Below are 24,749 nucleotides of genomic sequence, written 5' to 3'. Positions count from 1 at the left end.
CCGCTGGCGTAAACTGATCATCGCTGACCATGATTAACGGCTTAAACAGTTACACAAGGGGAATATAGATGTTTGGATCGATGACGCGCAACCCGGCCGGTGCCTACGCCACCGTGGGGCTGGAAACCAGCATCAACTCGGCCAGCCCGCACAAGCTCATCGCGATGCTGTACGACGGCGCCCTGACCGCGCTGGCCAAGGCTGGCGCCCAGATGCGCGCCGGCGACATCGCCGCCAAGGGCAACTCGATCTCGCAGGCGATCTCGATCATCGACAACGGCCTGCGCGCCAGCCTCGACAAGAAACAGGGCGGCGAGATCGCCGAAAGCCTCGATTCGCTGTACGAATACATGAGCAACCGCCTGCTTGCCGCCAACATCGGCAACCATCCGGAATACATCGAGGAAGTGCGCAAGCTGCTGAAGGAGCTGAAAGGCGCGTGGGACCAGATCGGCACGCCGAACCGCGCCGATGCCGCGTCCGGACTGCAGCCTGCCTGACGCCATGCTGAGCCCAGACCAGATCCTCCTGCACTACCAGGCGATGGGCGAGCTGAGCACCCGCATGCTGGCCGCGGCCCAGGCCGACGACTGGGAAGGCGTGGCCGAACTCGAACGCGAATGCGCGGCCCATGTGCAGACGCTGCGCGACAAGGACCCTGGCGTCGAGTGGAGCGGACCGCACCGCGCGCGCAAGGCCGAGCTGATCCGCCAGATCCTGGCCGACGACCGCGTCATCCGCGATCTGGCCGCCCCCTGGATGGCGAAACTGTCGGCCCTGATCAGCAGCTCGCGCGTACAGTCGCGCCTGACCAGCGCCTACGGCGGCGTCTGACGCGGCGCAGCCGATGGCTGGCACCGACCTCGGGCGGCTTGGGGCCGTCCTGCGCATCACCGCGGTCGACCCGGTCGAGGCGCTCGGCCATCCGCGCCAGCAGGCCTTCCAGCGCGCGCTGCAAACCGTGGTGGGCCAGACCCTGCCGGCGCGCGTGCTGGCCCGCGCGGGCGACGGCAGCGCGCTGGTGCAGGTGGCCGGCGCTCACGTGCGCATGGCCCTGCCCGCCGGCATTGGCCAGAACGCCACACTGGCCATGACGGTCGTGGCCGCCACACCCCGCCCCACCTTCCAGCTCGGCACCCATGCCGATGGCAGTCCGCGCCTGTTGCAGGCGCAGGCCGTCGCCAGTCCCGCGCTGCCTGGCCAGGACGAGACGCCCGGCACGCCTGCCGCCGGCAAGGACGGCGCCGCCAGCGCAGGCGGCACGCCGGCCGGCGCCGGCACGACCACGCCCACGAGCACGCCGGCCGGCGCCAGCGCGGCGCCGCAGGCGCAAGGCGCGGCCAGGACCGCCGCCGCCGCGCCCGCCCTTCCCCTTCCTAGCCCGCAGCCCGGCGCCCAGCCCGAACCGGGCGGCGCACCGGCTTCGCTCAGCACGGCCGCGCGCCTGATCGGCAGCGCGCTGGCACAGGCCCCGGCCGCGGCCGCGCAGGCGCTGCGTCCGGCGGCGCCCCTGCTGGCCGGGGGCGAGGTGGCGGCGCCGCGCATCGCCGCCGCGCTCCAGGGCACGGTCGAGAAAAGCGGCCTGTTCTACGAATCGCACCTGGCCGACTGGAACGAGGGCCGGCGCGCGCTCGACTGCCTGCGCGGCGAGCCGCAGATGCAGCAACGCTCGAGCGAGGAACCGGGCGCGCTCAAGCTGGTGGCCCAGCAGCTGGCCAGCCATGAACTGCAGCAGGTCGCCTGGCAGGGCCAGCTGGTGCCGGGCCTGCCGCTGGAATGGCGCATCGCGCACGAGGCGCCGTCCGGGCGCGACGATGGCGCGGATGGCCAGGGCGACGCGGCGGATGACGCCGGCGCCTGGCACAGCACGCTCAAGCTGCAGTTTCCGCTGCTGGGCCAGGTCGAGGCCAGCCTCAGCCTGCATGGCGAGACGCTGCAGCTGCGCCTGCATGCCGCCAGTCCGGACACCGAAGCCAGCCTGCGCGCGCATGGCGCGGCGCTGGAGACCGCGCTCGGGGCCGCGGGCCTGGCGCTGTCCGGCCTGAACATCGGGCCCGGCGGAGAAACCAGGTGAGCGACGAAGCAGCCGGGCCGCGCCCGCGCGCCCCGCGCCAGAAGGCGGCCGTGCTGGCCTACCGCGAGGGCGATGCCGCCCCGCGCCTGGTGGCCAAGGGCCAGGGCCTGGTGGCCGAGCAGATCATCGCGCGCGCCAAAGAGGCCGGCGTGTTCGTGCACGAATCGAAGGAACTGGTCTCGCTGCTGATGAACGTCGACCTCGACCGCCACATCCCGCCTGCCCTATACCGTGCAATTGCGGAACTGTTGGCATGGCTTTATCATATCGAGTCGGCCCGGCAGCAGGGAGCGCCCCTGCCCCCTCCTCCCGATCCGATGCCCCACCTCAACCTGGAACAGGCCGCGCAGGCCGGCACGAAGAAGGCAACATGAATTATCAGGAACTGGAGAACTGGCACGACTACGAGGTGGAGTCGCGCCGCGAGATCCTGGCGCTGCTGCGCCAGATCGGCGAGAAACACGAGCTGGTGCGCCTCCTGGTCAATGGCGAGAGCGACGTCTGCGTCACCGCCATCCTCGACATCGATCCCGACAGCGGCACCATGGTGCTGGACCGTTCGGTGGACCATCTCCAGAACGAGCGCATCCTGGAAGCGGGCAAGCTGCATTGCGAGACCTCGCTCGACAAGATCCGCATCCTGTTCAGCGTCGAGAACCTGCGCCTGGTCGAGTTCGAGGGCAGCCCGGCCCTGCGCGCCGACATCCCGCCGACCCTGATCCGCCTGCAGCGGCGCGAATACTACCGGATGGAGACGCCGGTCTCGAACCCGGTGCGCGCGGTGATTCCGCTGCCGCCTTCGGCGGTGGCCGGCGCCGGTTCGGGCGTGTTCCCGCTGCGCGACATCAGCTGCGGCGGCATCGCCGTGCTCGACAACCAGCTGCAGCTGGCCACCGCCACCGGTACCACCATTCCCAACTGCCGCATCGAGCTGCCCGAGACGGGCCCGGTCACGGTGTCGCTGCAGGTGCGCAACTGGCACGACCTGACCCTGCTGAACAACAAGTCGAACCGCCGCGTCGGCCTGCAGTTCGTGGACATCTCGCGCGCCGGCATGGCCGCCGTGCAGCGCTACATCACCCGCCTCGAACGCGAGCGCAACGCGCGCCTGGCCGGCCGGGCCTGAGGCGCAGGCAACGCAGCAGGCAACCCAGGGAACGGCCGCTCAGGAAGCGGCGGCCGCGCCACCCGTCCCGGGCCGGATCAGGCCGCGCTGGGTGGCCACCACCACCGCATGCGTGCGCGCGGTCGCGTCCAGCTTGCTCATCACGCCTTTCACATGGGTCTTCACGGTGCCCACGCCGATGCCCAGCTTGCGCGCGATCGACTTGTTGCAGCAGCCCTGGGCCAGCAATTGCAGCACGTCGGTCTCGCGCCCGGTCAGCGCTTCGCGCGTGAGGCTGTCTGCCACGCTGCGCGTCATCGATTCGCTCAGGTAGCGCTGGCCGCGCGCCAGCTGCCCGGCCGCGTGCACCAGTTCGTCGGTGCCGCAGGACTGCAGCAGGTAGCCGGCCACCCCGGCCTCCATCGCGAGCCGCACTTCCCATTCCTTGTCGTACTGGGTCACCACCAGCACCGCCACCGGCGGCATGCCGGGACCGGCACTAGCTGCGGCCTGGCGCGCCAGCGCGACCCCGGCATCGTAATCGGTGACCAGCACACGCGCCACGCGCTGCGCCTCGGGCTGCTGCAGGTGACTGGTCACGCGCAGGCCGGGCTGGCCGGCCAGGACGGCATGCAGCCCGACGGTCACGATCGGGTCGGCATGCATGATATGGATGGAAGAAGAGATCATGTGCATGTGCTTGCTCCGGCATACGGCTGCGGATGGTGGCCGGCGCATGGGCGCGGCCCGAATCCCGACATATTGAAACGACAAGAACAACAAGGCAAGTAATGGTTTGTAATAACTGGTCCATATGCATATATGCCACATTGCGGGTATCGTCCACGGCCACGGCGCTTGGGATATACTTGCCCGATCATGCGCCTGACTTCCTTCACCGACTATACCTTGCGGACCCTGCTGCATCTGGGCAGCAACCCCGGACGCCTCGTGACGATCCAGGAAATCGCGGACCTGCACCGCATCTCGAAAAACCACTTGATGAAGGTGGTGCACGAACTGGGCCGCAACGGCGTGATCGAGACCATCCGCGGCCGCAACGGCGGTTTTCGCCTGGCGCACAAGCCGGAGGAGATCAACATCGGCGCCGTGGTGCGCCAGAGCGAGAGCGATTTCTACATGGCCGAATGTTTTGATCCGGCCGGCAACCCGTGCGGGCTGGTGAGAGATTGCGCACTCAAGGGCGTGCTGACCAATGCCACGGCAGCCTACCTTGCCGAGCTGGACCGCCATACCCTGGCCTCGCTGCTGCCGGAACCGGCGCCGCGCGACGGCAGCATTCCCGTCTCCTTCCACCGCAAGGAAACCGAGCCGGCGTAGTCGAGCCCGCGCTTAGTGCTTGCTTAGTGCTTGCTTAGTGCTTGATTAGTGTCAAGGCAGACGGTGGTTCGCCATGAACCGCCGCATCGCGATGGTCGCCTCGCTTAGTTGTAAATACGCATCATTATTGACAATTAAGCAGTCTCCACGATCCGGGCAGATCGTTTCCCGTCTACCATACCAGTATCCCAATAGCATAAGTGCAAGGCATCGGTGGCGGTATCTTGCGCGTTTCATCAACGAAGATGATGATTTCCCGTCTGATTTCCCTGCCCCTGTCCGGGCATGGCGCGCCGTCGCGCCACGAGGCTGACTTCGTGCGCCAGCGGACCGAAGCCGAGCTTGCCCGGCTGCTGCCCCGCGTCGGCCCAGGACTGGCGCTGCTTGTCGTCCTCTATGCCGGCTGGGACCTGCTGCTCGATCCGGCCAATGCTGTCCAGTCGGGCCTGACCCGCCTGCTGTTCGCGGCGCTGGCTGCCCCGGCCTTCTGGGCCAGCGGCCTTCCCTGGACCGCCCAGGGGCGCGCATGCTGGGTCCACTGGATGCTCTCGGCCGGCGTCATCCTGGCAATGGCGCAACTGGAGGGCGGCCTGTCGCAGGGCAGCGGCAGCATCCTCATCGGCCTGTTCCTGATTCCCTTCATTGCCGGCAGCGGCGCCGGCTTCCTGGCGATCGCCCTGCCGCCGACGCTGCTCCTGTTTGGCTGCCTGCTGCGCGGCCCGCTGTCGGAACTGGCCAGCGTGGGCTTGATCTATGGCGCCGGCCTGGCCGTGGCTTTCCTGCAGATGCGGATCACTTCCGGCCTGCGCGCCGCCTCCCTCGCGGTACAGGCACGCCTGGAATGGGATGCGAGCCATGACGCGCTGACCCGCTGCCCGAACCGCGCCTGGCTGCAAAAGGAAGCGGCGCACGCCTTCGAGCGCGCGCGGCGCCAGGGCGCCGGACTGGCCTTCGCGATGATCGATATCGACCATTTCAAGCGCGTCAACGACCGCTTCGGGCATGCCGCCGGGGATCAGGTATTGAAGGCTGTGGTCGAGGCCTGCCAGCGCGCCGTGGGCGAGGCCGGCCATGTCGGCAGGCTGGGCGGCGAAGAATTCCTGTGCATCCTCCCCGGCGTCAGCGAGGAAAGTGCCCTGCTCCATGGGGAGCGCATCCGCGCCGAAGTGGAAGCGACCGCGCACCTGCTCGACGGCGAAACGCTCAGGGTGACGGTCAGCGTCGGACTGGGCTGCCTGTCGGCGCATCACGCCAGCTGGGAACAACTGCTGGCCGGCGCCGACGAGGCCTTGTATGCGGCCAAGCAGGATGGGCGCAACCGCGTGAAGGCGGCGTGTTCGAGGGCGGACGCCCGCAGTATGGCGATTGCGCCTGCAATTTCGCCTGCACACTGAGCACTTGGCGTGTGGCCCGTGCCGGAAACCTAGTCGCCATCGCCCACCCGGCCGATCGCCTGGATACAGCCCCGGCAGATCATCACCGAGAAGAACAGGCTCATCACGGTACCTGCCGTTTCCCAGCCGATGTCCCATGGCCTTGCGGACCAGCTGGCGCAGCCCGAGCTCTTGTGGCAAATCGTGCCGACGAAGACGATGATGAAGAGGTTCCTGAGCGCGAGCAGCGCCAGCGCGCCGAACAGCAGCAGGATGAGGAAGGCGACGGCGCCGGCGGCCGGCGGCAGTGGCCCGGTATCGTCGCGAGCGGTGCCCGTTGCGGAGGGTGTGTTGGCGCGTTTGCCGGGCGACTTCCCGGGAGCAGGCGCTCTGGTGCGAGGTGTCATCCCCGGAGCATAGCTGCGCTGCTGCCGGCCCCTTCTGATCGTGCTCAGCAGCAAATGCACATTGGCAGGCTTACACCTGAATGACGTTCAGTTAAGCAGTGCTGGGAGTATTTGTAGTCAACCTGTGGCGAAATCATCCCGTACGGCTTTCCATCGGCTAACTATCACCGCGTGGGCGGCGCAGCCGCCCACGCTACGCCCCCTTAACTGAACGGCATTCAGGCTTACACCTGCATGTTCATGATGTCGTGATAGGCTGACACCAGTTTGTTGCGTACTTGCACCGTTCCCTGGAAAGCGAGGCTCGATTTCTGCATCGCGATCATCGTATCGGACAGGCTCACGGTATCATCCCCCATCACGAAACGCTGTCCCAGTTCCTGCGCCGCCTTCTGGGTATTGCTGACCTCCTGGAGCGAGCTCTTCAGTGCATCGGCAAAGTCGAGCTTGGCAGGCTGGGCCACCCCGCCCGCCGGGCCGGCAGGCGCAAGCGGGCTGGCCGCCGGCTTGCTCGCCGCGGCCTTCAGTTGTTCCATCATTGCCTGGATGCGGCTGCTGTCGATTCCGCCGATTCCACCAATACTCATCGTTCACTCCTGCGTGTCGGGGACGTACTCTTTGTTCAGGCTGTCAGCTTATCAGTGCCCATGCACATTCCTCCCCCGAAGAAGCGGGCATTTCCCATCCTGTTTCGGGGTTTGAATGTTGCCTCACGGCTTCATAATGCGGTTTAATCTCCGATTTCCCCCTCTCCTCGACACCAACCGACACCATGGCAGCAGTTGCTGATGATCTGATCGACACCCCAGCGTCCGGCCAGGACGCGAAACAGGGCTTTTTGCAGACCACGATGGGCAAGCGGGTCGCGCTCGGCGGCGGCATCGCCCTCGTGGTTGCCATCATGGCGGCGCTGTGGATGTGGAGCCAGGCGCCGGAATACCGCGTGCTGTTCTCGAACTACAGCGACCGCGACGGTGGCGCGATCACCGCCTCGCTCGACCAGATGGGGGTCAAGTACAAGTTTTCCGAAGGCGGCAGCGCGATCCTGGTGCCGGCCGAACAGATCCACGACCTGCGCCTGAAGCTGGCCGCCCAGGGCCTGCCCAAGGGCGGCAACGTCGGCTTCGAGCTGATGGAGAACCAGAAGCTGGGCACCTCGCAGTTCCTGGAACAGGTGAACTACCAGCGCTCGCTCGAGGGCGAACTGGCGCGCTCGATCCAGTCGCTCGGCTCGGTGAGCGCGGCGCGCGTGCACCTGGCCCTGCCCAAGCCCTCCGTGTTCGTGCGCGACCAGCAAAAGCCCACCGCTTCGGTGCTGCTCAACCTGCAACCGGGCCGCGCCCTCGACCAGGGCCAGGTCAGCGCCATCGTGCACCTGGTCGCCTCCAGCGTACCGGAACTCACCATCGGTAACGTCACCGTGGTCGACCAGAACGGCAACCTGCTGTCCGAGACCGGTAACAAGGCGGCCGGCAACAAGGGCCTGGACGCCACCCAGCTGAAGTACGTCGAGCAGGTCCAGCAGAACATCATCAAGCAGGTCGAATCGATCATCGCGCCGCTGGTGGGCAAGGAAAACGTGCGCGCCGAGGCGACCGCCGAGATCGACTTCGCCCAGGTCGATACCGCGGCCGAGATGTACAAGCCGAACTCGCCGCCGGAGCCGCAGGCGATCCGCAGCCAGCAGACCTCGGAGTCGAGCCAGGCCGGCCCGGGCGCCTCCGGCATCCCGGGCGCGCTGTCGAACCAGCCGCCGGGCGTGGCCACGGCGCCGATCGACGGCCAGCCACCCGCCGCGGGCGCGGCCCCGGCCGCCGGCCCGACCCGCAAGGACGCCACCACCAACTACGAAGTCGACAAGACCATCCGCTACGAGCAGCGTCCGATGGGCGGCATCAAGCGCCTGACCGTGGGCGTGGTGGTTAACTACCGCCGCTCGATCGATCCGAAGACCGGCAAGGTCGTGGTCAAGCCGCTCACCGCGAACGAGGTCGCGCAGATCAACGAGCTGGTGAAGCAGGCGATGGGCTATTCGCAGAACCGCGGCGACACCCTGAACGTGACCAATGCCCCGTTCGACGGCGTGGACCGCCCGGATGACACTCCCCCTGGCCTGGACTGGTGGCGCGACCCGGCCAACCTGCCGCTGGCCAAGGAGATCGGCAAGTACCTGCTGCTGTTCGCGGTGCTGGCCTTCCTCTACTACCGGATCCTGTTGCCGCTGATGCGCCCGGCGATCAAGAAGTTCGACGAGGTCACCGCGGTCCCGCCCGATCCGGACGAAGAGCAGGCCGAGGAGGAAAAGGATGGCAAGGCGCAAACCGGCGCCACGGCCGCCGAAGAGGAACTCGAGGAACAGGAAATCGAACGCCGCGACCAGGGCTACCGGGCGAACCTGCAGATGGCGCAGGACCTGGCCCGGAAGGACCCGCGGATCGTTGCTAACGTTGTGAAAGCATGGTTGGGATCAAATGAGTGACAAGGACAAGGATGGCGTGACCCAGGCGGCGATCCTGATGCTGGCGCTGGGCGAAGCGGAAGCGGCCGAGGTGATGAAGTTCCTCGGCCCGCGCGAAGTGCTCAAGCTCGGCGCCGCGATGGCCCAGATGAAGTCGGTGCAGCACGGCGACGTGGTGAAGGTGCTGGAGTCCTTCGTGGAAGAGACCAACCTGCATTCGACCGTCGGCCTGGATTCGGACGAGTACATCCGCCAGGTGCTGACCAAGGCGCTGGGCGACGACAAGGCCGCCGTGCTGCTCAACCGCATCCTGGGCGGCAAGGACGCCTCGGGCATCGAGAGCCTGAAATGGATGGATTCGCCGTCGGTGGCGGAACTGATCCGCAACGAGCATCCGCAGATCATCGCCACCATCCTGGTGCACCTCGAGCGCGACCAGGCCTGCGAGATCCTGGCCCACTTCACCGACCGCCTGCGCAACGACGTGGTGCTGCGCATCGCGACCCTGGACGGCGTGCAGCCGGCCGCCCTGCGCGAGCTGAACGACGTGCTGACCAAGCTGCTATCGGGTAACGAGAACATCAAGAAATCCTCGCTGGGCGGCGTGCGCACCGCGGCCGAGATCCTGAACTTCATGAGCGGCGAGCAGGAAGCGGCCGTGATGGACAACATCAAGAACTACGACAACGACATGGCGCAGAAGATCATGGACGAGATGTTCGTGTTCGACAACATCCTCGACATCGACGACCGCGGCATCCAGCTGCTGCTGCGCGAAGTGCAATCCGACATGCTGATCATCGCGCTCAAGGGCGCTTCGCAAGACCTGCGCGAGAAGATCTTCAAGAACATGTCGCAGCGCGCCAGCGAAATGATGCGCGAAGACCTGGAGTCGAAGGGTCCGGTGCGCCTGTCGGAGGTGGAGTCCCAGCAGAAGCAGATCCTGCAGATCGTGCGCCGCCTGGCGGACGAAGGCCAGATCGTGCTGGGTGGTAAAGGCGAGGACTCGTTCATCTGATGATTCCAAAGGAACAGCAAAGCGCTTACCAGCGCTGGGAAATGACCTCGTTCGGCGACGAGCGCCCGAGCACGCAGGCGCGCCGCGCCGCGCAGGCGCCGGCCGCGCAACCGGTGCAGATCGTGCAGCACGTGGCCCTGCCCACGCTCGAGGAGCTGGAGGCGATCCGCGAGAACGCGCGCGCCGAAGGCTATGCCGAGGGCTTGCAGGAAGGCCGCGCCGCCGGCCATGCCGAAGGCTATGCCGAGGGCGAGCGCGCCGGCCGGCTCGAAGCGGAGGCCGAACTGGCCCACCTGCGCAGCATCGCCGCCACCTTCAGCGACGCCGTGGTGCAGGCCGACGAAACCATTGCCCACGACGTGCTGGAACTGGCCCTGCGCCTGGCGCGCGGCATGGTGCGCACGGCCTTCGACGTGCGTCCGGAACTGATCCTGCCGGTGGTGCAGGAGGCGATCGGCTACCTGCCCGTGCTGGCCCAGCCGGCCACCCTCACGCTGCACCCGGAGGACGCCGAGATCGTGCGCCAGGCCATGGGCCAGGAGTTGCTCAAGGGCGGCTGGCGCATCGTCGACGATGCCTCGCTCGCGCGCGGCGGCTGCAAGGTGGATACCGCCAGCAACCAGATCGATGCGCAGGCGCAGGCGCGCTGGGGGCGCCTGACCCATGCGCTCCAAAGTAATGTTGATTGGCTTTCGTAGGGTGGGCGGCTGTGCCGCCCACGCGTTCAACCATCCGTGGCGCGACTACGACATATTCACTTGCACGTATCACCGCGTGGGCGGCAAAGCCGCCCACCCTACGACATGACCGATCGCCATACATCACGCTGGAAATCCTTCATCAAGGACTGCGACGCCCTGGTCGGCTTCGCCGAACCCATGCAGGTCTCGGGCCGCGTCACGCGCGTGGCCGGCCTGGTCATGGAATGCGTGGGCCTGAAGCTGGCGGTGGGCAGCGCCTGCACCATCCCGGTGGCCAACGGCCAGAAGATCGAGGCCGAAGTCGTCGGCTTCGAGGGCGAACGCCTGTTCCTGATGCCGCAGAGCGATGTCGAGGGCGTGGTGCCCGGCTCGCGCGTGTTCCCGGTCGAAACCGCGCTGCCGAAGCCGGGCAGCGTGCAGCACCCGCGCCGCCGTCCGAGCGACCGCGCGCGCCACCTGCCGGTCGGCATGCAGCTGCTGGGCCGGGTGGTCGATGGCGCCGGCCGCCCGCTCGACGGCAAGGGTCCGCTCGGCACCGACGAAGTCGGCCCGCTGAACGCGCGCCCGATCAACCCGCTCGACCGCGCGCCGATCTCGGAAACGCTGGACGTGGGCGTGCGCGCCATCAACGCCATGCTGACGGTGGGCCGCGGCCAGCGCCTCGGCCTGTTCGCCGGTACCGGCGTCGGCAAATCGGTCCTGCTGGGCATGATTGCGCGCTACACGACGGCCGACGTGATCGTGGTCGGCCTGATCGGCGAACGGGGCCGCGAAGTCAAGGAATTCATCGAGCAGATCCTCGGGCCGGAAGGCCGCGCCCGCTCGGCCGTGGTGGCCGCGCCGGCCGACTCGCCGCCCCTGATGCGCCTGCAGGGCGCGGCCTATGCCACCGCGATCGCCGAGCACTTCCGCGAGCAGGGCAAGAACGTCCTCTTGATCATGGATTCGCTGACCCGCTATGCGATGGCGCAGCGCGAGATCGCGCTGGCCATCGGCGAGCCGCCCGCCACCAAGGGCTATCCGCCCTCGGTATTCGCCAAGCTGCCGGTGCTGGTGGAACGGGCCGGCAATGGCGTCGAGGGCGGCGGCTCGATCACCGCCTTCTACACCGTGCTGTCTGAGGGCGATGACCAGCAGGACCCGATCGCCGACGCCGCGCGCGGCATCCTGGACGGCCACATCGTGCTGAACCGCCACCTGGCCGAGGCCGGCCACTACCCGGCGATCGACATCGAACAGTCGATCTCGCGCGCCATGCACGGCATCACCACCCACGAGCACCAGCTGGCCGCGCGCAAGCTCAAGCAGCTGTACTCGCGCTACCAGCGTTCGCGCGACCTGATCAGCGTGGGCGCCTACGCCGCCGGCAGCGACCCGGTGCTGGACCAGGCGATCGCCAAGCACGAGCAGATCGAAGCCTTCCTGTGCCAGGAAATCCACGACAACGCGGGCATGCTGGAGAGTTTGGGGCAATTGACCTCTCTGTTCCAGTGATGGAATAGTGCCGGGCAGAACTATACTCTGCTCATTAGTGTGACCCTGACATGGCCAATTCTTCCGCCCTCGAGACCCTGATCGACCTTGCGCAGCGCGATTCCGACGCGATCGCCAAGCGCCTCGGCACGGCCCTGCAGGCGGTGGACGAGGCGGAACAGAAACTGGGCATGCTGGACGGCTACCGGGACGAATACGTGCGCAAGCTCGACGCGGCCCAGATGGCCGGCATCACGCCTTTCGCGTATCACAACTTCATCGCCTTCATCGGCAAGCTGGACAACGCGATCACGGGCCAGCGCGAGGTCATCAAGCATGCGAAGTACAAGGCGGAGGTGGAACGCAAGGCATGGCAGGAAAGCGAGCGCAAGCGCCTGTCCTACCGCACGCTGAACGAGCGTGCGGCGGCCGAGGCGCTGGCGATCGAGAACAAGCGCGACCAGAAACTGATGGACGACCACGCGGCCCGTGGCGCCCGCTACAAACGCTGAACCAGGCGGACCTTTCATGACGATGCAGACCACTTCCCTTCCCTTCCAGCTGACCGGCGCGGCCCCGGCGCAGGCGCCGCGCGGCAACGCGGGCACGCCGTCCCAGGCTGCCGATGGCGGCTTCGGCGCCACCTTGTCGCGCGAGATCGCGCAGCGCCAGACTGCGGCACAGGCACCGGCGGCGAACACGGCGCCGGCGCCGGCCAGCGCCAGGGCGGCGGGAGCGGGCAAGCCGGCCGCGCCGCCAAGGCAGCAAGCGGCCGAGCGCAACGCGGCGCCGGCGCCGCATCAGGCCAGCCAGGCATCGACGCAATCCGCCCGCGCAAGCGACGCGCCGGCCGGCAAATCCGCCGCGGCCGGCAAGTCCGGTTCCGCGACCGACGCGGCCACCGGGGATGGCGCCGCCGCGCAAGCGGAATCGGCTGCAGAAGCGGCAACGGAAGCGGCTGCGCAGGCGGCGTCCAGCCCGGCCACCGACATGCTGGCCCTGATGGCCAGCCTGGGCCTGTCCACCCAGCCAGCCCCGGCCGCGGTGGCGGACCCGGCGGCCACGCAAGCCGACGCGGCCGCACTGCCGCCAGCCGATGCTGCACCCGCCCTGGCGGCGCTTGCCGACGGCGCGGCCGCACAGGCGGCGCTCGCGGCCATGCTCGCCACCCAGGCCGGCGCGGCCGCCCCCGCCGCCCCACCTGCAGCCGAGGCCGCTGCAACGGCGCTGGCCGGCGCCATGGTGACGCAGCAGGCCAGCGGCCAGCAGCCGGCCCTTGCGCAGGCAGGCGCCGCGGACCAGCCGGATCAGCCAGACCAGCCTGACGAGATCGGCCAGGGCCAGGCAGGCGTCTTCGCGCTGCCGGACATGGCGGATGACGCCACCCGGGGCCCGGCTTCGCAGCCGGCCGCAGGCACCCATGCGGCGCAGGCCGATGCCGGCCAGGCGCGCAACCCGCAGCAGGGTGGCGTGGGCAACCAGGCCAACCCGGCCGCCCAGGCCGATCCATCCAGGCTGGCGGCCCAGGCGCAGGCGCGCGCCGCCGAAGCCAGGGCCAGCGTGGAGGCGGCCGCCCCGGCGCCTGCGGCGGCCCAGCTGCAGGCCCAGGTATCCAGGCTGGAAACCCTGGCCGGGGCGCCCGCCATGCCGGGCGACCGCATCCCGGCCCGTCTCGGTACCCAGGCCTGGGACAACCAGGTCAGCCAGCGCATCGTCTACATGGTCGGCAAGGAACAGGCCGCAACGCTCACCCTGAATCCGCCGGACCTCGGCCCGGTGCAGGTGGTGCTGAACGTGGGCAATGACGGCGCCAGCGTGGCTTTCTCGTCCAGCCAGCAGGAGGTGCGCCAGGCCCTGGAAAACGCCCTTCCCCGCCTGCGCGAGATGATGAGCGAGAGCGGCATCGCGCTCGGTAACGCCACCGTCGACGCCGGCACGCCGGACGGCCGCCAGTCCTGGGACGGCGAGCGCCGCGACGCGCCTGCCGCGGGCCGCCTGGCGGGCGGCGGCAATGCCGGCGATGCCGGCGACACTGGCGAGACCGCGGTTCCGGTGGCACGCACCGTCGTGCTGGGCGAACGCGGCGCGGTCGATACATTTGCCTGATCGCGTGGATAGGCGTTGCTTATCGGCTCTTTTCCGGGCTTGCCGGGACTGGCCCGGCCGCCATAATGCATAATGACCGATACATTCTGTTAGGCACTTATTTAGGCACTGAATATCTTGAAAGCCAATCCGAAATCGAAAGCGGACCCGAAAGCCGACGCGGACCCTTCCGCCCCTGCCGGATCCAAGAAAAAGCTGATGGTGATCGCCATTGCGGCCGTGCTGCTGCTGGGCGGCGGCGGCGCTGCGGCCTGGTATTTCCTGGGCGCGGGCGACGCGGCCGCGCACGAGGAGCCGGCCAAGGATGCCAAGAAAAAGAAGAAGAAAAAGGACGAACACGCCAAGCCGGAATACCTGCCGATCGAAGCCTTCACCGTCAACCTGCAGCCGGAGAACGGCGAGCAGTACCTGCAGGTGCAGTTCACCCTGCAGGTCGAGGGCGCCGAGCAGAGCCAGCTCATCAAGGACAACATGGCGATCGTGCGCAACCGCGTGCTGCTGCTCCTGTCGAGCAAGAAGGCCTCGGAGATCAGCACGCTCGAGGGCAAGCAGCAGCTCGCCGCCGAGATCGGCGCCGTCGTGCGCGAGCCCTTCGTCAAGGAAGGCGACGAACAGGACGTGACCGACGTCTTGTTTACCTCGTTTATCATCCAGTAAGCCCGACGCACCATGGCCGATAATTTCCTCTCACAGGAAGAAGTCGATGCCCTCCTGAAGGGGGTCAACGGCGATCAGGACGACATCGCGGCGCCTGAAGACACCTCGGGAGTCCGCACCTACAACCTGGCGACGCAGGAGCGCATCGTGCGCGGCCGCATGCCGACGCTCGAGATCATCAACGAGCGTTTCGCCAGGTACCTGCGGGTTGGCCTGTTCAACTTCCTGCGCCGCAGCGCCGAGGTCTCGGTGGGTTCGGTGCGGGTCTCCAAGTACAGCGAGTTCATCCGCAACCTGGTGGTGCCGACCAACCTCAACCTGATCCACATGAAGCCGCTGCGCGGCACCGCGCTGATGGTGTTCGACCCGGGCCTGGTGTTCCTGCTGGTGGACAACCTGTTCGGCGGCGACGGCCGTTTCCACACCCGCGTGGAAGGGCGCGACTTTACCCAGACCGAGCAGCGCATCATCCTGCGCATCCTGGACATCGTGTTCGAGGCCTATACCAAGTCGTGGGAGCCGGTGTACCCGATCGAGTTCGAGTACATCCGCTCCGAGATGAACACCCAGTTCGCCAACATCGCGACCCCGAACGAGGTGGTGGTGTCCTGCACCTTCACGGTCGAGCTGGGATCGGTGTCGGGCCAGATCCACTTCTGCATGCCCTACTCGATGATCGAGCCGATCCGCGACGCGCTCACGTCCAGCCTGCAGGGCGAGGCGCTGGAAGTGGACAAGCGCTGGGTGCGCCTGATGACCCAGCAGATCCAGGCCGCCGAGGTCGAACTGGTGGCGGTGCTGGGCGAAGGCCGCGCCAACTTCGACGAGATCCTGAACATGAAGATCGGCGACATCATCCCGATCACCGTGCCGGAGATGCTGCAGGCGACGGTGGACGGGGTACCGGTGATGGACTGCAGCTACGGCGTCTTCAATGGCCAGTACGCGCTGAAGGTCGAGAAACTGCTCGCCAACAGCGACAACTTCAACAAAACCTAATTCATGCAATGCGTCGCGGCGCTGATGACGGCGGCCGCGCAACAGGAGGACACCATGTCTGATACCCAGGACGACCAGAGCGGTCTCGACGACGATTGGGGCGCCGCGATCGCCGAGCAGGCCGCCGCCGAGGCGGCCGCGCTCGAGCGCCAGCAGCAGACCGCGGCCAGCACCGCCACGGCCGCCGTGTTCAAGGATTTCTCGAACAAGGGCGCGCGCAACGACACCCCGAACGACATCGACTTCATCCTCGACATCCCGGTCCAGCTGACCGTGGAGCTCGGGCGCACCAAGATCGCGATCAAGAACCTGCTGCAGCTGGCCCAGGGCTCCGTGGTCGAACTCGACGGCCTGGCCGGCGAGCCGATGGACGTGCTGGTCAATGGCTGCCTGATCGCCCAGGGCGAGGTCGTGGTCGTGAACGACAAGTTCGGGATTCGCTTGACTGATATCATTACGCCATCGGAACGGATCAGAAAATTGAATAAATGAGCTCGAGCAACGGCGTGGGGTGGGCGGGTGGGGGTGGCCATATCGTACAGGTGCGTCCATGGTGGCGTTGGCTGGACGCGTGGGCGGCGAAGCCGCCCACCCTACGGTGCGCGGCTGCGCTCGTGCTGGGTATCTGGGCAGGGCCATCGATGGCCGAGCAGGCCGCGCCGATTCCCGTCCCGGCTCCTGCTTCCCAGGAAACCCAGCCGCTGCAGCCTGGGGCCACCACCACCGGCCGTCCAGCCACCGCCCCGGCCCTGACACCCGCTCCGGTCCAGCGTCCGCCCGCGGTCGCCATGCCGGCCGGCGCCCCCAGCACCGGCAGCCTGCTGCAGACCATCCTGGCCCTGGTGCTGGTGCTCGGCCTGCTGCTCGGCCTGGCCTGGTTCCTGAAGCGCTTCGCGCCGCGCGCCATGGCTGGCGGCGCCAACGTGCGCCTGGTGGGCGGACTCAGCCTTGGCGGGCGCGAACGCATCATGGTGGTCGAGGTCGGCGACCAGTGGATCGTGGTCGGCGCCTCGCCCGGCCGCGTGAATGCGCTCGCCACCATGCCGCGCGGCGAAGGCGCGGCCCTGCAGCCCCCCGCGGCCGGACAGCCCGCCGCCGCCAGCTTCGGCGAGTGGCTCAAGAACACGATCGATCAACGCAATGCGAACTAAACGACTCCTGCTGGTGGCCGCCGCGGCGCTGCTGCCGCTGGCCGCGCTGGCCCAGCCCGGCATTCCGGCCTTCACCACCAGCCCGGCGGCGGGCGGCGGCACCGCCTATTCGCTGCCGGTCCAGACCCTGATCCTGCTGACCGCGCTGACCTTCCTGCCGGCCGCGCTCCTGATGATGACGGCGTTCACCCGCATCATCATCGTGCTGTCGCTGCTGCGCCAGGCGATCGGCACGGCCACCGCGCCGCCGAACCAGGTGATGGTGGGCCTGGCCCTGTTCCTGACCTTCTTCGTGATGGGTCCCACGTTCGACCGCATCTACACCGAAGCCTACCTGCCGCTGCAGGAGAACCGGATGCAGATGGGCGAGGCGCTGGAGCGCGGCGTGGTGCCGCTGAAGGAATTCATGATCAAGCAGACCCGCCAGTCCGACCTGGCCCTGTTCGTCAAGATCTCGCGCTCGCCCGCGCTGCAGGGCCCGGAAGACATCCCGCTGCGGGTGCTGGTGCCGGCCTTCGTCACCAGCGAGCTGAAGACGGCCTTCCAGATCGGCTTCGCGATCTTCATCCCCTTCCTGATCATCGACATGGTGGTGGCCTCGGTGCTGATGGCGATGGGCATGATGATGATGTCGCCGGCCGTGATTTCGCTGCCCTTCAAGCTGATGCTGTTCGTGCTGGTCGACGGCTGGCAACTGCTGATCGGCTCGCTGTCCCAGAGCTTCTACTAGGGGGCGCGCATGACTCCGGAAACCGTCATGACCATGGGCCGCACCGCGATGGAAGTCACGCTGATGGTGGCCGCGCCGCTGCTGCTGGTGGCCCTGATCATCGGCCTGATCATCAGCATCTTCCAGGCCGCGACCCAGATCAACGAGGCGACCCTGTCCTTCATCCCGAAACTGGTCGGGATCTTCATCGCCCTGGTGGTGGCCGGGCCCTGGATGCTGTCGACCATGCTCGACTACATGCGCGGGGTGTTCACCGGCATCCCCGGCATGATCGGCTAGGCGGAGCGCTGCCTTGCTGAGCTTGAGCACGGGCGAGATGAACGCCTGGATCGCGGGGCTGCTGTGGCCGCTCACGCGCATCCTCGGCCTGGTGGCGTCGGCGCCCCTGTTCGGCAATACCGGCGTGCCGATGTCGGTCAAGGTCGCCCTCGGCGTGCTGCTGGCCTCGGTCATCGCGCCCACCGTGCCCGACATTCCCGCCATCGACCCGACCTCCTGGGGCGGCCTGCTGATCCTGGCCAAGGAATTGCTGATCGGGCTGGCGATGGGCTTCGCCATGCGCATCGTGTTCGCCGCCATCGAGTACGCGGGCGAAATCGCCAGCATGACCATGGGCCTGGGCTTCGCCGTGTTCTTCGACCCGAACTCGCGCGGCCGCTCGTCGGCGGTGAGCCAGTTCCTGGCGCTGGTGGCGACCATGGCCTTCCTGGCCGTGAACGCCCACCTGGTGCTGCTGGCGGCGCTGGCGGAAAGCTTTCATGCCATGCCGATCGCGGCCACGCCCTTCTCCGGCAACGGACCGCTGGAACTGGCGCGCTGGGGCGGACGCATCTTCTCCAGCGGCCTGCAGCTGGCGCTGCCGGTCATCGCCGCGCTCCTGATCACCAACGTCGCGCTCGGCATCCTGACGCGCGCCGCGCCCCAGCTGAACATCTTCGGCATCGGCTTTCCGGTCACGCTGGGGGTCGGTTTCCTGACGCTGAGCCTGGCCATGCCCTATCTCGGCATGCCGATCGTGAACATGTTCAATGCCGGCATCGAAGCGGGGCGCGCCGTGCCGCGTGCCGCCGCGCCGCGCCCGGCACCGCCGCCCCCCGCTGCGCCGATACCGGTTCCTGCCCCGTAGGGGTGGTACCAGCCGCGCGCATGGCTTGCGGCACGCGCCGCTTCTGCATACACTCGGCCTGAACCAACGCATGACATCAACAGGAGGACAGACATGGGCCAACCGGTGACACTGCAGCCAGCCGACCAGGGCCTGCTGGGGGAACTGGACGCGCAAGGCGAAGGCGCGGCGCAGCTGCGCCAATGGCAGCGCGAAGGCAGGGAGCTCGCATTCGTCTATGCCCGCTCGCTGGGCGGCCTGATGCAGACCGGGCGCTGCAAGATCAGCAAGCTGTCGGGGCAGTACACCACGATCGACGCCACCGGCTCGCGGCTGGTCATCCTGCTGGAGGGCGCCAGCTACGAGCTCGGCCCCCAGCAGTTCTTCACGCCAGGCCTGGCCGCCGCCTTCGCGGTGCCGGGGGTCGCGGTCCGGCTGGCGAACCACGACTGGTTCTTCCTCTCGGCCGAGACCATGCCCGGACAAGCGGTCGAGCTGCTGGCGCCGGGTTGGCCCAGGGTACGCTGAGCAGCCCTGCCCTTACAGGTAGTTGAACAGCGACAGCCCCGACATCGTCTTGAACGACATCTGGGCCGCCTGCAGCGTGGTCTGCTGGCGCGAGAAATCCGAGATCGCCTTCACCACGTCCAGGTCTTCCAGGGTCGACAGGGTCGCCTTGTACTGGATGCCGAGGTCGTCTCCCGCGCCGTCGAGGTAGTCGAGTTCCTTCAGGTGGGCGCCAACCGAGGCGCGCACGGTGAGGATATTGTCGTGGGCCGAGCTGAGGGTGCCCATCGCCTTGTTCAGGCTGTTGGACAGCGCGGTCTTGCCGGCCGCGTCGTCGCCCGGCGCGCGCAGGGCCGTGATCATGTCGCTCACCGTGGTGAACACCGATTCCCTGGCGCTCGGACCGACCGTGAAACTGTCGCCGGGCGCCGGGTCGCCCTTGATCTCGAAGCTCACGCCGCCGAAGGAGATCGGGGCGCCCGAGGTATAGGTCTGGTTGGGCAGGATCACCACCGGCGGCGCCACCGAGGTGTCGGACACGTCGAAGGTGCCGGCACTGGAAAAGCTGACCGAGAAATTGTAGCCGCCGGGGCCGGCCGGGCCGGTCACCGAGCCGGTCGAGACCACGCCGGTGCCGGTATTGGTGGCCGCGGCCGTGGTCTGGAAGCGGCCGTTGCCGGTGGGGTTGGCGTCGAACACGGTGCTGCCCGGCACCGACAGCGGGATCTTGCGCGAGGACGCCACCTGCATCTGGCGCTGGCCCTGGTCGCCGTCGTAGCGGGCTCCGCCCGGCACGCTGGCATACGGCTGGGTCGTGGTGCGGTAGCCCGAGAACAGGTAGCCGCCGTTGCCGTCGCTGCTGTTGGCCACGCCCATCAGGTCGGCCAGGCGGCCCTCCAGTTCGGTGGCCAGGGCTTCGCGGTCGCTGGCCTGCAGGATGCCGCTGCCGGCGCGCACCGCCAGTTCCTGGATGTCCTGCAGCAGGGTGCCGGCGCTTTGCAGCGCCCCTTCCGTCATGCCCAGGGCCGAGCGGGCCGAGGAGCGGTTGGTGGCGAACTGCTCGTTCATCTGCAGCGACTGGCCGACCTGCAGCGCGCGCGCCGAGGCGATCGGATCGTCCGAAGGCGAGACCACGCGGCGGTTGGTGGCCAGCTGTTCCTGGGTACGCGCCAGCGCGCTCTGCAGGGAATTGAGCTGGCTGGTGGCGTTGCCGTAGATCGAAAGGGTACTGATGCGCATGATGGTGCTCCGCGTTCGTTATCGGCCGATCGACAGCAGCGTGTCGAAGATGGTGCCGGCGATCTGCATGATCTTGCCGGCCGCCTGGTAGGCCTGCTGGTACTTGATCAGGTTGGCCGCTTCCTCGTCCAGGTTGACCCCCGAGACGTCCTGTGCCGAGGTCTGGACCTGCGACAGCAGCGTATTGCTGGCCTCGCCGGTCACCTGGACTTCGCGCGTCTTGTTGGCGACGGTGCTGACCAGCTGCGCGTAGGAGCCCTGCAGGGTGGCGTTGTTGCCGTTGAAAATATTCTTGGTCTGCAGCTCGCCCAGCTTGCCGATGTTGCGCACGTCGCCCACGCCGCCGCCGTTGCCGGCGATGGCGAAGCGGTCGCCGTTGGCCGGGCTGCCGCTCAGGGTGAAGCTGACCCCGCCCACGGTGAAGGTGTCGCCATCCGCGTAGGGAACCGTGGTAACCGGCGGCAGCACCGAGGGCTTGGCGACGCCGTCGCGGCCGACGATATCGACCTGCATGGTGGCCGGGAAGCCGTTCAGGCTGCCGGTCAGGCTGTCGTAGACCAGGTTGATCGGCAGCGGCGGCGGCGTGGCCAGGAAGCGCGCATCGACCGTGCCGGCGCTGATCTTGACATTGCCGCCATTGGTGACCTCGGCGCTGGTGGCCACCGGCACGGCGGCGGCGATCATGGCCGGGTCCTTGACCAGGGTATTGAAGTTGGCGGCGCCGCCGATGGTCGGCCGTACCAGGAAGCGGTCGCCCGCTGCCGCCATGGTGCTGGTGATGTTGAAGTCGATGCCGTCGGCGCTCACCGGCAAGCCGTCCGGCACATAGTTCGAGATCACTTCCTTCTTGTCCGACAGGCGCACCACGTCGAAGCCGGCGCCATCGTAGCGCACCTCGTAGTCGCTGTCCTTCAGCTGCGCAGGATCGCTCACGACGGCGTCGACCGCGGTGTCGCTGGTGGTGGCGTTGCGCTCGTGGGCGCCGGTCCAGGCGCGCGCCACGCTGAAGAAGTTCTCGCCCGGGTTGCCGCGCTGGTCCAGGCCCAGGCGGTGCTGGGCGTTGAACTCGAGCGCCATGCCGATCGCGACCTTGCCGAGCGCGCTCTGGGCCGGATCCAGGGTCTTGCTGCGGAACTCGAGCACGCCGCCCAGTTCGCCACCCGCCATGGCGGCGTCGCCCAGCGGCACCACATTGCCGCCGACCACGTAGCCGACTTCCAGGCGGGCCTGGTCGAAGGCCGAACGCACCGCCGCCAGCTGGAAGGTCTGCTCGCCCACCACCAGCGGCTGGCCGTTGCCGATCGAGACCGTCAGGGTATTGTTGTCGCCCGGGCGCACGCTGGTCTTCACGTGGGTGTTCAGCTCGAGCACCATCTGGTTGCGCTTGTCGAGCAGGTCGTTCGGGACCTTGCGGTCGTTCGAGGAATAGGTGCTGATCTGGCGGTTCAGGTCGGCGATTTGCGAGGCGTAGGCATTGATCGAGGTCACGTTCGACTGGATCGTGCTGTTGACGCCTTCGCGGATCTCCTGGAACCGGTTGTCCATCGCCTGGAAGCGCGTGGCCAGCGCCTCGGCGCCGGACAGCATGGCCTGGCGCGAAGGCACCGAGGCGTGGTCGCCCGCCATGTCCTGCACGCCGCTGAAGAATTCCTGCATGGCCGGCGACAGGCCGGCGCTGGCGTCGGCCAGCATGTTGTCGATCTGGCGGATCTGGCCGTAATAGGCGTCCAGCGCGCTGGCGCCGGCCTGGGCGGTGCGCACCTGGCCGTTCAGGAACTCGTCGCTGTAGCGCTTGATCTGGGCGACCTGGGTGCCGGTGCCCAGGAAGCCGTAGCCCTGGTCGAGCATCGGCGCGGTGGCCTGCTGCACCAACTGGCGGCTGTAGCCGGCCACGTTGGCGTTCGCGATGTTGTGGCCGGTCGTGGTCAGGCCCGCCTGGGCGGCGAACAACCCGCTTTTACCGATGCTGAGGAGGGACATGTGCTTTTCTTTCTCTGACTAGTCTAACAACGGCAGATTTTCGGAAAACTTGACTGGTGACTGCGTGCGGTGATCGACGTTCGCCTTGGCCGTAGGGTGGGCGGCTACGCCGCCCACGCGGTGATTGTCAGCAGCAAGAACGCCCGGCGCGAGCGCGGAGCCGTCGGCGATCACCGCGTGGGCGGGAGACCCGCCCACCCTACGGAGTCGTTGGCTGATCTTCATGCCAGCGAATGCTTGATGATGCGGGTCAGCTTGGCCGCGTACTGCGGGTCGGTCGCATAGCCGGCGCGCTGCAGGCCGTGGGCGAAGGCGCTGGCGTCGGCGCCGCTGGCCAGCACCTTCTCATAGCGCGGATTCCTGGACAGCATGTTGGCGTAGTCCTTGAACGAGTCGGCCGGCGAATCGTAGGCGCGGAAGCGCTCCACCCTGGTCTGTGGACGGCCGTTGACGTATTCGGTGGTGACGGCGGTGGCGACCTTGCCCTTCCAGCCCGGGCCGGCCTTGATGCCGAACAGGTTGTGGCTGTTGCTGCCGTCGGCGTTGCGGATCATGCGCTTGCCCCAGCCGCTTTCGAGCGCGGCCTGGCCCAGCATGAACTTGGCCGGCACGCCGGTGGCGCGTTCAGCCTCGGCCGCGTGGGCATGCAGTTTTTCCTGGAAGGCGCGCACGTGCGGGGCCTGCACCCGGCCGCTGGCGGTGGTCAGCGCCAGCGCCGGCGCGCCCGGCTGGCCGGCGCCGGTACGCAGCATGGTGGCCGCATCCATGCCCGGGCGCATGCTGCCGTCCAGCGGCGCCAGGCCCTGGGCCGCGGCGGCGGCCTTGCCGGCCGCGGCCGGATAGCCATCGGCGCCGATCGCCAGCGCCTGCGCCCCCATCCCGTTCGCGCTCAGCTGGCGGGTCAGCACGTCGGCCAGGCCCATGCCGCGCTTGGCCATGTTCTGGCTCATCTGCTGGTCCAGCATCGAGGTGAACATCTTGGTCTGCTGGTTGTCCAGCATGCCGTCCTGCGGGCTGGCGTCGCGCATGCTCTTCATCATCATGTTGATGAACATGGCTTCGAACTGGGTGGCCGCCTCCTTCAGCGCGGCCGGAGAGCCGGCCTTGGCCGATTGCTTGAGTTCGCCCAGGCCCTTGGTGTCGAGGGCGAACTTGCTGGTCAGGTCAGTGGTAGGCGAGCCGATCATGATGTGCGGTCCGGACGTCGTTTAGATGATCTCGAGCTCGGCGCGCAGTGCGCCGGCCGACTTGAGCGCCTGCAGGATGGCCAGCAGGTCTTGCGGCGTGGTGCCGATCGCGTTCATCGCCTTGACGACGTCGGCCAGCGAGGCGCCGCCCTTGAGCATCAGGACGCGCCCCGGATCCTTCTTGACCTCCACGCTCGGGGTCTGGGTGACGGCGGTGGCGCCCAGCGAGCCCGGGGCCGGCTGGCTGACACTCGTGTCGCTGCCCACGGTCACGGTGAGGTTGCCGTGCGAGATGGCGCAGTCGTCCAGCATCACGGCCTGGTTCATCACCACCGAACCGGTGCGCGCGTTCATGACCACCCTGGCCGCATCCTTGCCGCGGCTGACGTCGATGTTCTCCAGCTGGCCGATGAAGGCCACCCGCTGGTCGCTCGAGGACGGGGTGCGCACGCGCACCACGCGGCCGTCGAGCGCGGTGGCGACGCCGGCGCCGAACTGGTCGTTGATGGCTTCCACCACGCGCGCGGCGGTGGAGAAATCGGTTTGCTTGAGCTCGAGGCGGATCTGGTTGTCCGCGCCCAGGGTCGAGGCGACGGCGCGCTCGACGGTGGCGCCGGCCGAGATCTTGCCTACCGATAGGTGATTCACCTGCACCTGGGCGCCGGCCACCTGGGCGCCGACGCCGCCTACCAGCACGTTGCCCTGGGCCATGGCGTACACCTGGCCGTCCGCGCCGTGCAGCGGCGTCATGAGCAAGGTGCCGCCGCGCAGGCTCTTCGCGTTGCCGATCGAGGACACGGTGATGTCGATGGTCTGGCCCGGCTGGGCAAACGCCGGCAGCGAGGTGGTGACCATCACGGCCGCCACGTTCTTCAGCTGCAGCTGGGTGCCCGGCGGCAGGTTGATGCCCTTCTGCTGCAGCATGGCCTGGATCGACTGCACGGTGAACGGGGTCTGGCTGGTCTGGTCGCCGGTGCCGTCCAGGCCGACCACGATGCCGTAGCCGGACAACTGGTTCTCGCGCACGCCGGCGATGCTGGCCAGTTCCTTCAGGCGCTCGGCCTGGGCGGCCGGCGCCGCACCCAGCAGGGCCAGGCAGAGGATGGCGAAGGAGCTAAGCTTGGAAGGCATGGTCATC

General features: G+C 67.9%; 29 protein-coding genes. 21 read left to right on the top strand and 8 right to left on the bottom strand.

Annotated features, from left to right (window positions below; all coding sequences use genetic code 11):
- Nucleotides 1-68 precede the first annotated feature (68 nt).
- The 5 genes from fliS to LCI23_RS19035 are packed head-to-tail and all read left to right on the top strand — an operon-like array spanning nucleotide 69 to nucleotide 3,200.
- Complete coding sequence (gene fliS, locus LCI23_RS19055) at nucleotides 69-500, top strand: flagellar export chaperone FliS (protein WP_224948032.1); 432 nt, start codon at nucleotides 69-71, stop codon at nucleotides 498-500.
- 4 nt (nucleotides 501-504) lie between these two features.
- Nucleotides 505-834 carry a flagellar protein FliT gene (locus LCI23_RS19050; protein ID WP_224948031.1) on the top strand — a complete coding sequence of 110 codons (330 nt, stop codon included), beginning with the start codon at nucleotides 505-507 and terminating at the stop codon, nucleotides 832-834.
- A 13-nt stretch (nucleotides 835-847) separates the two neighbouring features.
- Nucleotides 848-2,074, top strand: a complete 1,227-nt coding sequence (locus LCI23_RS19045; protein WP_224948030.1) for a flagellar hook-length control protein FliK — start codon at nucleotides 848-850, stop codon at nucleotides 2,072-2,074.
- A complete protein-coding gene (locus LCI23_RS19040; protein ID WP_224948029.1) occupies nucleotides 2,071-2,448 on the top strand; it encodes an EscU/YscU/HrcU family type III secretion system export apparatus switch protein in 378 nt (125 codons plus the stop codon). The genes LCI23_RS19045 and LCI23_RS19040 overlap by 4 nt, the downstream gene beginning before the upstream one ends.
- Entirely contained in the window at nucleotides 2,445-3,200 is a 756-nt protein-coding gene (locus tag LCI23_RS19035) for a flagellar brake protein (RefSeq protein WP_224948028.1), read from the top strand. Before LCI23_RS19040 ends, LCI23_RS19035 begins: the two co-directional genes overlap by 4 nt.
- 39 nt (nucleotides 3,201-3,239) lie before the next feature.
- Here the strand turns inward: LCI23_RS19035 and LCI23_RS19030 are convergent, their stop codons facing one another.
- Nucleotides 3,240-3,869 (bottom strand): response regulator transcription factor, encoded by a 630-nt coding sequence (locus tag LCI23_RS19030; protein WP_224948027.1) that lies wholly within the window; start codon nucleotides 3,867-3,869, stop codon nucleotides 3,240-3,242.
- A gap of 189 nt (nucleotides 3,870-4,058) precedes the next feature.
- On the opposite strand from LCI23_RS19030, the gene LCI23_RS19025 reads away from it, so the two are divergent.
- Nucleotides 4,059-4,520, top strand: coding sequence for an Rrf2 family transcriptional regulator (locus LCI23_RS19025; protein WP_224948026.1), 462 nt, complete (start codon nucleotides 4,059-4,061; stop codon nucleotides 4,518-4,520).
- 245 nt (nucleotides 4,521-4,765) lie between these two features.
- Nucleotides 4,766-5,914: a diguanylate cyclase gene (locus tag LCI23_RS19020; protein ID WP_224948025.1), complete on the top strand. Its 1,149-nt coding sequence runs from the start codon at nucleotides 4,766-4,768 to the stop codon at nucleotides 5,912-5,914.
- Between the two features lie 29 nt (nucleotides 5,915-5,943).
- Here LCI23_RS19020 and LCI23_RS19015 read toward each other — a convergent pair whose 3' ends face one another.
- Nucleotides 5,944-6,300: a hypothetical protein gene (locus LCI23_RS19015; protein ID WP_224948024.1), complete on the bottom strand. Its 357-nt coding sequence runs from the start codon at nucleotides 6,298-6,300 to the stop codon at nucleotides 5,944-5,946.
- A 224-nt stretch (nucleotides 6,301-6,524) separates the two neighbouring features.
- The gene (fliE, locus tag LCI23_RS19010; protein ID WP_224948023.1) at nucleotides 6,525-6,887 is read right to left on the bottom strand and encodes a flagellar hook-basal body complex protein FliE; all 363 of its coding nucleotides are present in this window, start codon (nucleotides 6,885-6,887) and stop codon (nucleotides 6,525-6,527) included.
- Nucleotides 6,888-7,072: 185 nt separating this feature from the next.
- Here fliE and fliF point away from each other — a divergent pair, with 185 nt between their 5' ends.
- The 14 genes from fliF to LCI23_RS18940 all read left to right on the top strand — a co-directional run bounded on the left by fliF (nucleotide 7,073) and on the right by LCI23_RS18940 (nucleotide 19,226).
- Nucleotides 7,073-8,779 (top strand): flagellar basal-body MS-ring/collar protein FliF, encoded by a 1,707-nt coding sequence (gene fliF, locus LCI23_RS19005; protein WP_224948022.1) that lies wholly within the window; start codon nucleotides 7,073-7,075, stop codon nucleotides 8,777-8,779.
- Nucleotides 8,772-9,776, top strand: a complete 1,005-nt coding sequence (fliG, locus tag LCI23_RS19000) for a flagellar motor switch protein FliG (protein WP_224948021.1) — start codon at nucleotides 8,772-8,774, stop codon at nucleotides 9,774-9,776. Before fliF ends, fliG begins: the two co-directional genes overlap by 8 nt.
- Nucleotides 9,776-10,474, top strand: coding sequence for a flagellar assembly protein FliH (locus LCI23_RS18995; protein ID WP_224948020.1), 699 nt, complete (start codon nucleotides 9,776-9,778; stop codon nucleotides 10,472-10,474). The genes fliG and LCI23_RS18995 overlap by 1 nt, the downstream gene beginning before the upstream one ends.
- A 105-nt stretch (nucleotides 10,475-10,579) precedes the next feature.
- The gene (gene fliI / locus LCI23_RS18990; protein WP_307727743.1) at nucleotides 10,580-11,971 is read left to right on the top strand and encodes a flagellar protein export ATPase FliI; all 1,392 of its coding nucleotides are present in this window, start codon (nucleotides 10,580-10,582) and stop codon (nucleotides 11,969-11,971) included.
- Nucleotides 11,972-12,021: 50 nt separating this feature from the next.
- Nucleotides 12,022-12,462 (top strand): flagellar export protein FliJ, encoded by a 441-nt coding sequence (gene fliJ, locus LCI23_RS18985; protein WP_224948019.1) that lies wholly within the window; start codon nucleotides 12,022-12,024, stop codon nucleotides 12,460-12,462.
- A gap of 16 nt (nucleotides 12,463-12,478) precedes the next feature.
- Nucleotides 12,479-14,056, top strand: coding sequence for a flagellar hook-length control protein FliK (locus tag LCI23_RS18980; RefSeq protein WP_224948018.1), 1,578 nt, complete (start codon nucleotides 12,479-12,481; stop codon nucleotides 14,054-14,056).
- Nucleotides 14,057-14,173: 117 nt separating this feature from the next.
- The gene (gene fliL / locus LCI23_RS18975) at nucleotides 14,174-14,713 is read left to right on the top strand and encodes a flagellar basal body-associated protein FliL (RefSeq protein ID WP_224948017.1); all 540 of its coding nucleotides are present in this window, start codon (nucleotides 14,174-14,176) and stop codon (nucleotides 14,711-14,713) included.
- A gap of 12 nt (nucleotides 14,714-14,725) precedes the next feature.
- The gene (gene fliM, locus LCI23_RS18970) at nucleotides 14,726-15,712 is read left to right on the top strand and encodes a flagellar motor switch protein FliM (RefSeq protein ID WP_224948016.1); all 987 of its coding nucleotides are present in this window, start codon (nucleotides 14,726-14,728) and stop codon (nucleotides 15,710-15,712) included.
- 54 nt (nucleotides 15,713-15,766) lie between these two features.
- On the top strand, nucleotides 15,767-16,204 hold the full coding sequence (gene fliN, locus LCI23_RS18965) for a flagellar motor switch protein FliN (RefSeq protein ID WP_224948015.1): 438 nt from the start codon (nucleotides 15,767-15,769) through the stop codon (nucleotides 16,202-16,204).
- A 122-nt stretch (nucleotides 16,205-16,326) separates the two neighbouring features.
- Nucleotides 16,327-16,863 carry a flagellar biosynthetic protein FliO gene (gene fliO, locus LCI23_RS18960; RefSeq protein WP_224948014.1) on the top strand — a complete coding sequence of 179 codons (537 nt, stop codon included), beginning with the start codon at nucleotides 16,327-16,329 and terminating at the stop codon, nucleotides 16,861-16,863.
- Nucleotides 16,853-17,593 (top strand): flagellar type III secretion system pore protein FliP, encoded by a 741-nt coding sequence (fliP, locus tag LCI23_RS18955; protein ID WP_224948013.1) that lies wholly within the window; start codon nucleotides 16,853-16,855, stop codon nucleotides 17,591-17,593. The genes fliO and fliP overlap by 11 nt, the downstream gene beginning before the upstream one ends.
- Nucleotides 17,594-17,602: 9 nt before the next feature.
- Complete coding sequence (gene fliQ / locus LCI23_RS18950) at nucleotides 17,603-17,872, top strand: flagellar biosynthesis protein FliQ (RefSeq protein ID WP_224948012.1); 270 nt, start codon at nucleotides 17,603-17,605, stop codon at nucleotides 17,870-17,872.
- Between the two features lie 13 nt (nucleotides 17,873-17,885).
- Nucleotides 17,886-18,719 carry a flagellar biosynthetic protein FliR gene (gene fliR, locus LCI23_RS18945; RefSeq protein WP_224948011.1) on the top strand — a complete coding sequence of 278 codons (834 nt, stop codon included), beginning with the start codon at nucleotides 17,886-17,888 and terminating at the stop codon, nucleotides 18,717-18,719.
- Nucleotides 18,720-18,812: 93 nt separating this feature from the next.
- A complete protein-coding gene (locus LCI23_RS18940) occupies nucleotides 18,813-19,226 on the top strand; it encodes a hypothetical protein (protein ID WP_224948010.1) in 414 nt (137 codons plus the stop codon).
- A gap of 12 nt (nucleotides 19,227-19,238) precedes the next feature.
- On the opposite strand, the gene flgL is transcribed toward LCI23_RS18940, so the two are convergent.
- Genes flgL through LCI23_RS18915 form a run of 5 tightly spaced genes read right to left on the bottom strand, consistent with a single transcriptional unit; the run spans nucleotide 19,239 to nucleotide 24,742 of the window.
- Nucleotides 19,239-20,444, bottom strand: a complete 1,206-nt coding sequence (gene flgL / locus LCI23_RS18935; RefSeq protein ID WP_224948009.1) for a flagellar hook-associated protein FlgL — start codon at nucleotides 20,442-20,444, stop codon at nucleotides 19,239-19,241.
- An 18-nt stretch (nucleotides 20,445-20,462) separates the two neighbouring features.
- The gene (gene flgK, locus LCI23_RS18930; RefSeq protein ID WP_224948008.1) at nucleotides 20,463-22,424 is read right to left on the bottom strand and encodes a flagellar hook-associated protein FlgK; all 1,962 of its coding nucleotides are present in this window, start codon (nucleotides 22,422-22,424) and stop codon (nucleotides 20,463-20,465) included.
- Between the two features lie 18 nt (nucleotides 22,425-22,442).
- Nucleotides 22,443-22,649 carry a hypothetical protein gene (locus LCI23_RS18925; protein WP_224948007.1) on the bottom strand — a complete coding sequence of 69 codons (207 nt, stop codon included), beginning with the start codon at nucleotides 22,647-22,649 and terminating at the stop codon, nucleotides 22,443-22,445.
- Nucleotides 22,646-23,611 (bottom strand): flagellar assembly peptidoglycan hydrolase FlgJ, encoded by a 966-nt coding sequence (gene flgJ, locus LCI23_RS18920; RefSeq protein WP_224948006.1) that lies wholly within the window; start codon nucleotides 23,609-23,611, stop codon nucleotides 22,646-22,648. The genes LCI23_RS18925 and flgJ overlap by 4 nt, the downstream gene beginning before the upstream one ends.
- Before the next feature lie 21 nt (nucleotides 23,612-23,632).
- On the bottom strand, nucleotides 23,633-24,742 hold the full coding sequence (locus LCI23_RS18915) for a flagellar basal body P-ring protein FlgI (protein ID WP_224948005.1): 1,110 nt from the start codon (nucleotides 24,740-24,742) through the stop codon (nucleotides 23,633-23,635).
- Nucleotides 24,743-24,749 lie beyond the last annotated feature (7 nt).

The organism is Massilia sp. MS-15 (genome assembly GCF_020176695.1).
Classification (GTDB): Bacteria; Pseudomonadota; Gammaproteobacteria; order Burkholderiales; family Burkholderiaceae_D; genus Telluria; species Telluria hydrophila.
This window is presented reverse-complemented; position numbering and strand designations above follow the sequence as displayed.

Bases quoted from the DNA above. Each gene is read 5' to 3' on its own strand.
- fliS (WP_224948032.1), top strand. From the start codon at position 69: ATGTTTGGATCGATGACGCGCAACCCGGCCGGTGCCTACGCCACCGTG.
- LCI23_RS19050 (WP_224948031.1), top strand. From the start codon at position 505: ATGCTGAGCCCAGACCAGATCCTCCTGCACTACCAGGCGATGGGCGAG.
- LCI23_RS19045 (WP_224948030.1), top strand. From the start codon at position 848: ATGGCTGGCACCGACCTCGGGCGGCTTGGGGCCGTCCTGCGCATCACC.
- LCI23_RS19035 (WP_224948028.1), top strand. From the start codon at position 2,445: ATGAATTATCAGGAACTGGAGAACTGGCACGACTACGAGGTGGAGTCG.
- LCI23_RS19030 (WP_224948027.1), bottom strand. From the start codon at position 3,869: ATGATCTCTTCTTCCATCCATATCATGCATGCCGACCCGATCGTGACC.
- LCI23_RS19025 (WP_224948026.1), top strand. From the start codon at position 4,059: ATGCGCCTGACTTCCTTCACCGACTATACCTTGCGGACCCTGCTGCAT.
- LCI23_RS19020 (WP_224948025.1), top strand. From the start codon at position 4,766: ATGATGATTTCCCGTCTGATTTCCCTGCCCCTGTCCGGGCATGGCGCG.
- LCI23_RS19015 (WP_224948024.1), bottom strand. From the start codon at position 6,300: ATGACACCTCGCACCAGAGCGCCTGCTCCCGGGAAGTCGCCCGGCAAA.
- fliE (WP_224948023.1), bottom strand. From the start codon at position 6,887: ATGAGTATTGGTGGAATCGGCGGAATCGACAGCAGCCGCATCCAGGCA.
- fliF (WP_224948022.1), top strand. From the start codon at position 7,073: ATGGCAGCAGTTGCTGATGATCTGATCGACACCCCAGCGTCCGGCCAG.
- fliG (WP_224948021.1), top strand. From the start codon at position 8,772: ATGAGTGACAAGGACAAGGATGGCGTGACCCAGGCGGCGATCCTGATG.
- LCI23_RS18995 (WP_224948020.1), top strand. From the start codon at position 9,776: ATGATTCCAAAGGAACAGCAAAGCGCTTACCAGCGCTGGGAAATGACC.
- fliI (WP_307727743.1), top strand. From the start codon at position 10,580: ATGACCGATCGCCATACATCACGCTGGAAATCCTTCATCAAGGACTGC.
- fliJ (WP_224948019.1), top strand. From the start codon at position 12,022: ATGGCCAATTCTTCCGCCCTCGAGACCCTGATCGACCTTGCGCAGCGC.
- LCI23_RS18980 (WP_224948018.1), top strand. From the start codon at position 12,479: ATGACGATGCAGACCACTTCCCTTCCCTTCCAGCTGACCGGCGCGGCC.
- fliM (WP_224948016.1), top strand. From the start codon at position 14,726: ATGGCCGATAATTTCCTCTCACAGGAAGAAGTCGATGCCCTCCTGAAG.
- fliN (WP_224948015.1), top strand. From the start codon at position 15,767: ATGTCTGATACCCAGGACGACCAGAGCGGTCTCGACGACGATTGGGGC.
- fliP (WP_224948013.1), top strand. From the start codon at position 16,853: ATGCGAACTAAACGACTCCTGCTGGTGGCCGCCGCGGCGCTGCTGCCG.
- fliQ (WP_224948012.1), top strand. From the start codon at position 17,603: ATGACTCCGGAAACCGTCATGACCATGGGCCGCACCGCGATGGAAGTC.
- LCI23_RS18940 (WP_224948010.1), top strand. From the start codon at position 18,813: ATGGGCCAACCGGTGACACTGCAGCCAGCCGACCAGGGCCTGCTGGGG.
- flgL (WP_224948009.1), bottom strand. From the start codon at position 20,444: ATGCGCATCAGTACCCTTTCGATCTACGGCAACGCCACCAGCCAGCTC.
- flgK (WP_224948008.1), bottom strand. From the start codon at position 22,424: ATGTCCCTCCTCAGCATCGGTAAAAGCGGGTTGTTCGCCGCCCAGGCG.
- LCI23_RS18925 (WP_224948007.1), bottom strand. From the start codon at position 22,649: ATGAAGATCAGCCAACGACTCCGTAGGGTGGGCGGGTCTCCCGCCCAC.
- flgJ (WP_224948006.1), bottom strand. From the start codon at position 23,611: ATGATCGGCTCGCCTACCACTGACCTGACCAGCAAGTTCGCCCTCGAC.
- LCI23_RS18915 (WP_224948005.1), bottom strand. From the start codon at position 24,742: ATGCCTTCCAAGCTTAGCTCCTTCGCCATCCTCTGCCTGGCCCTGCTG.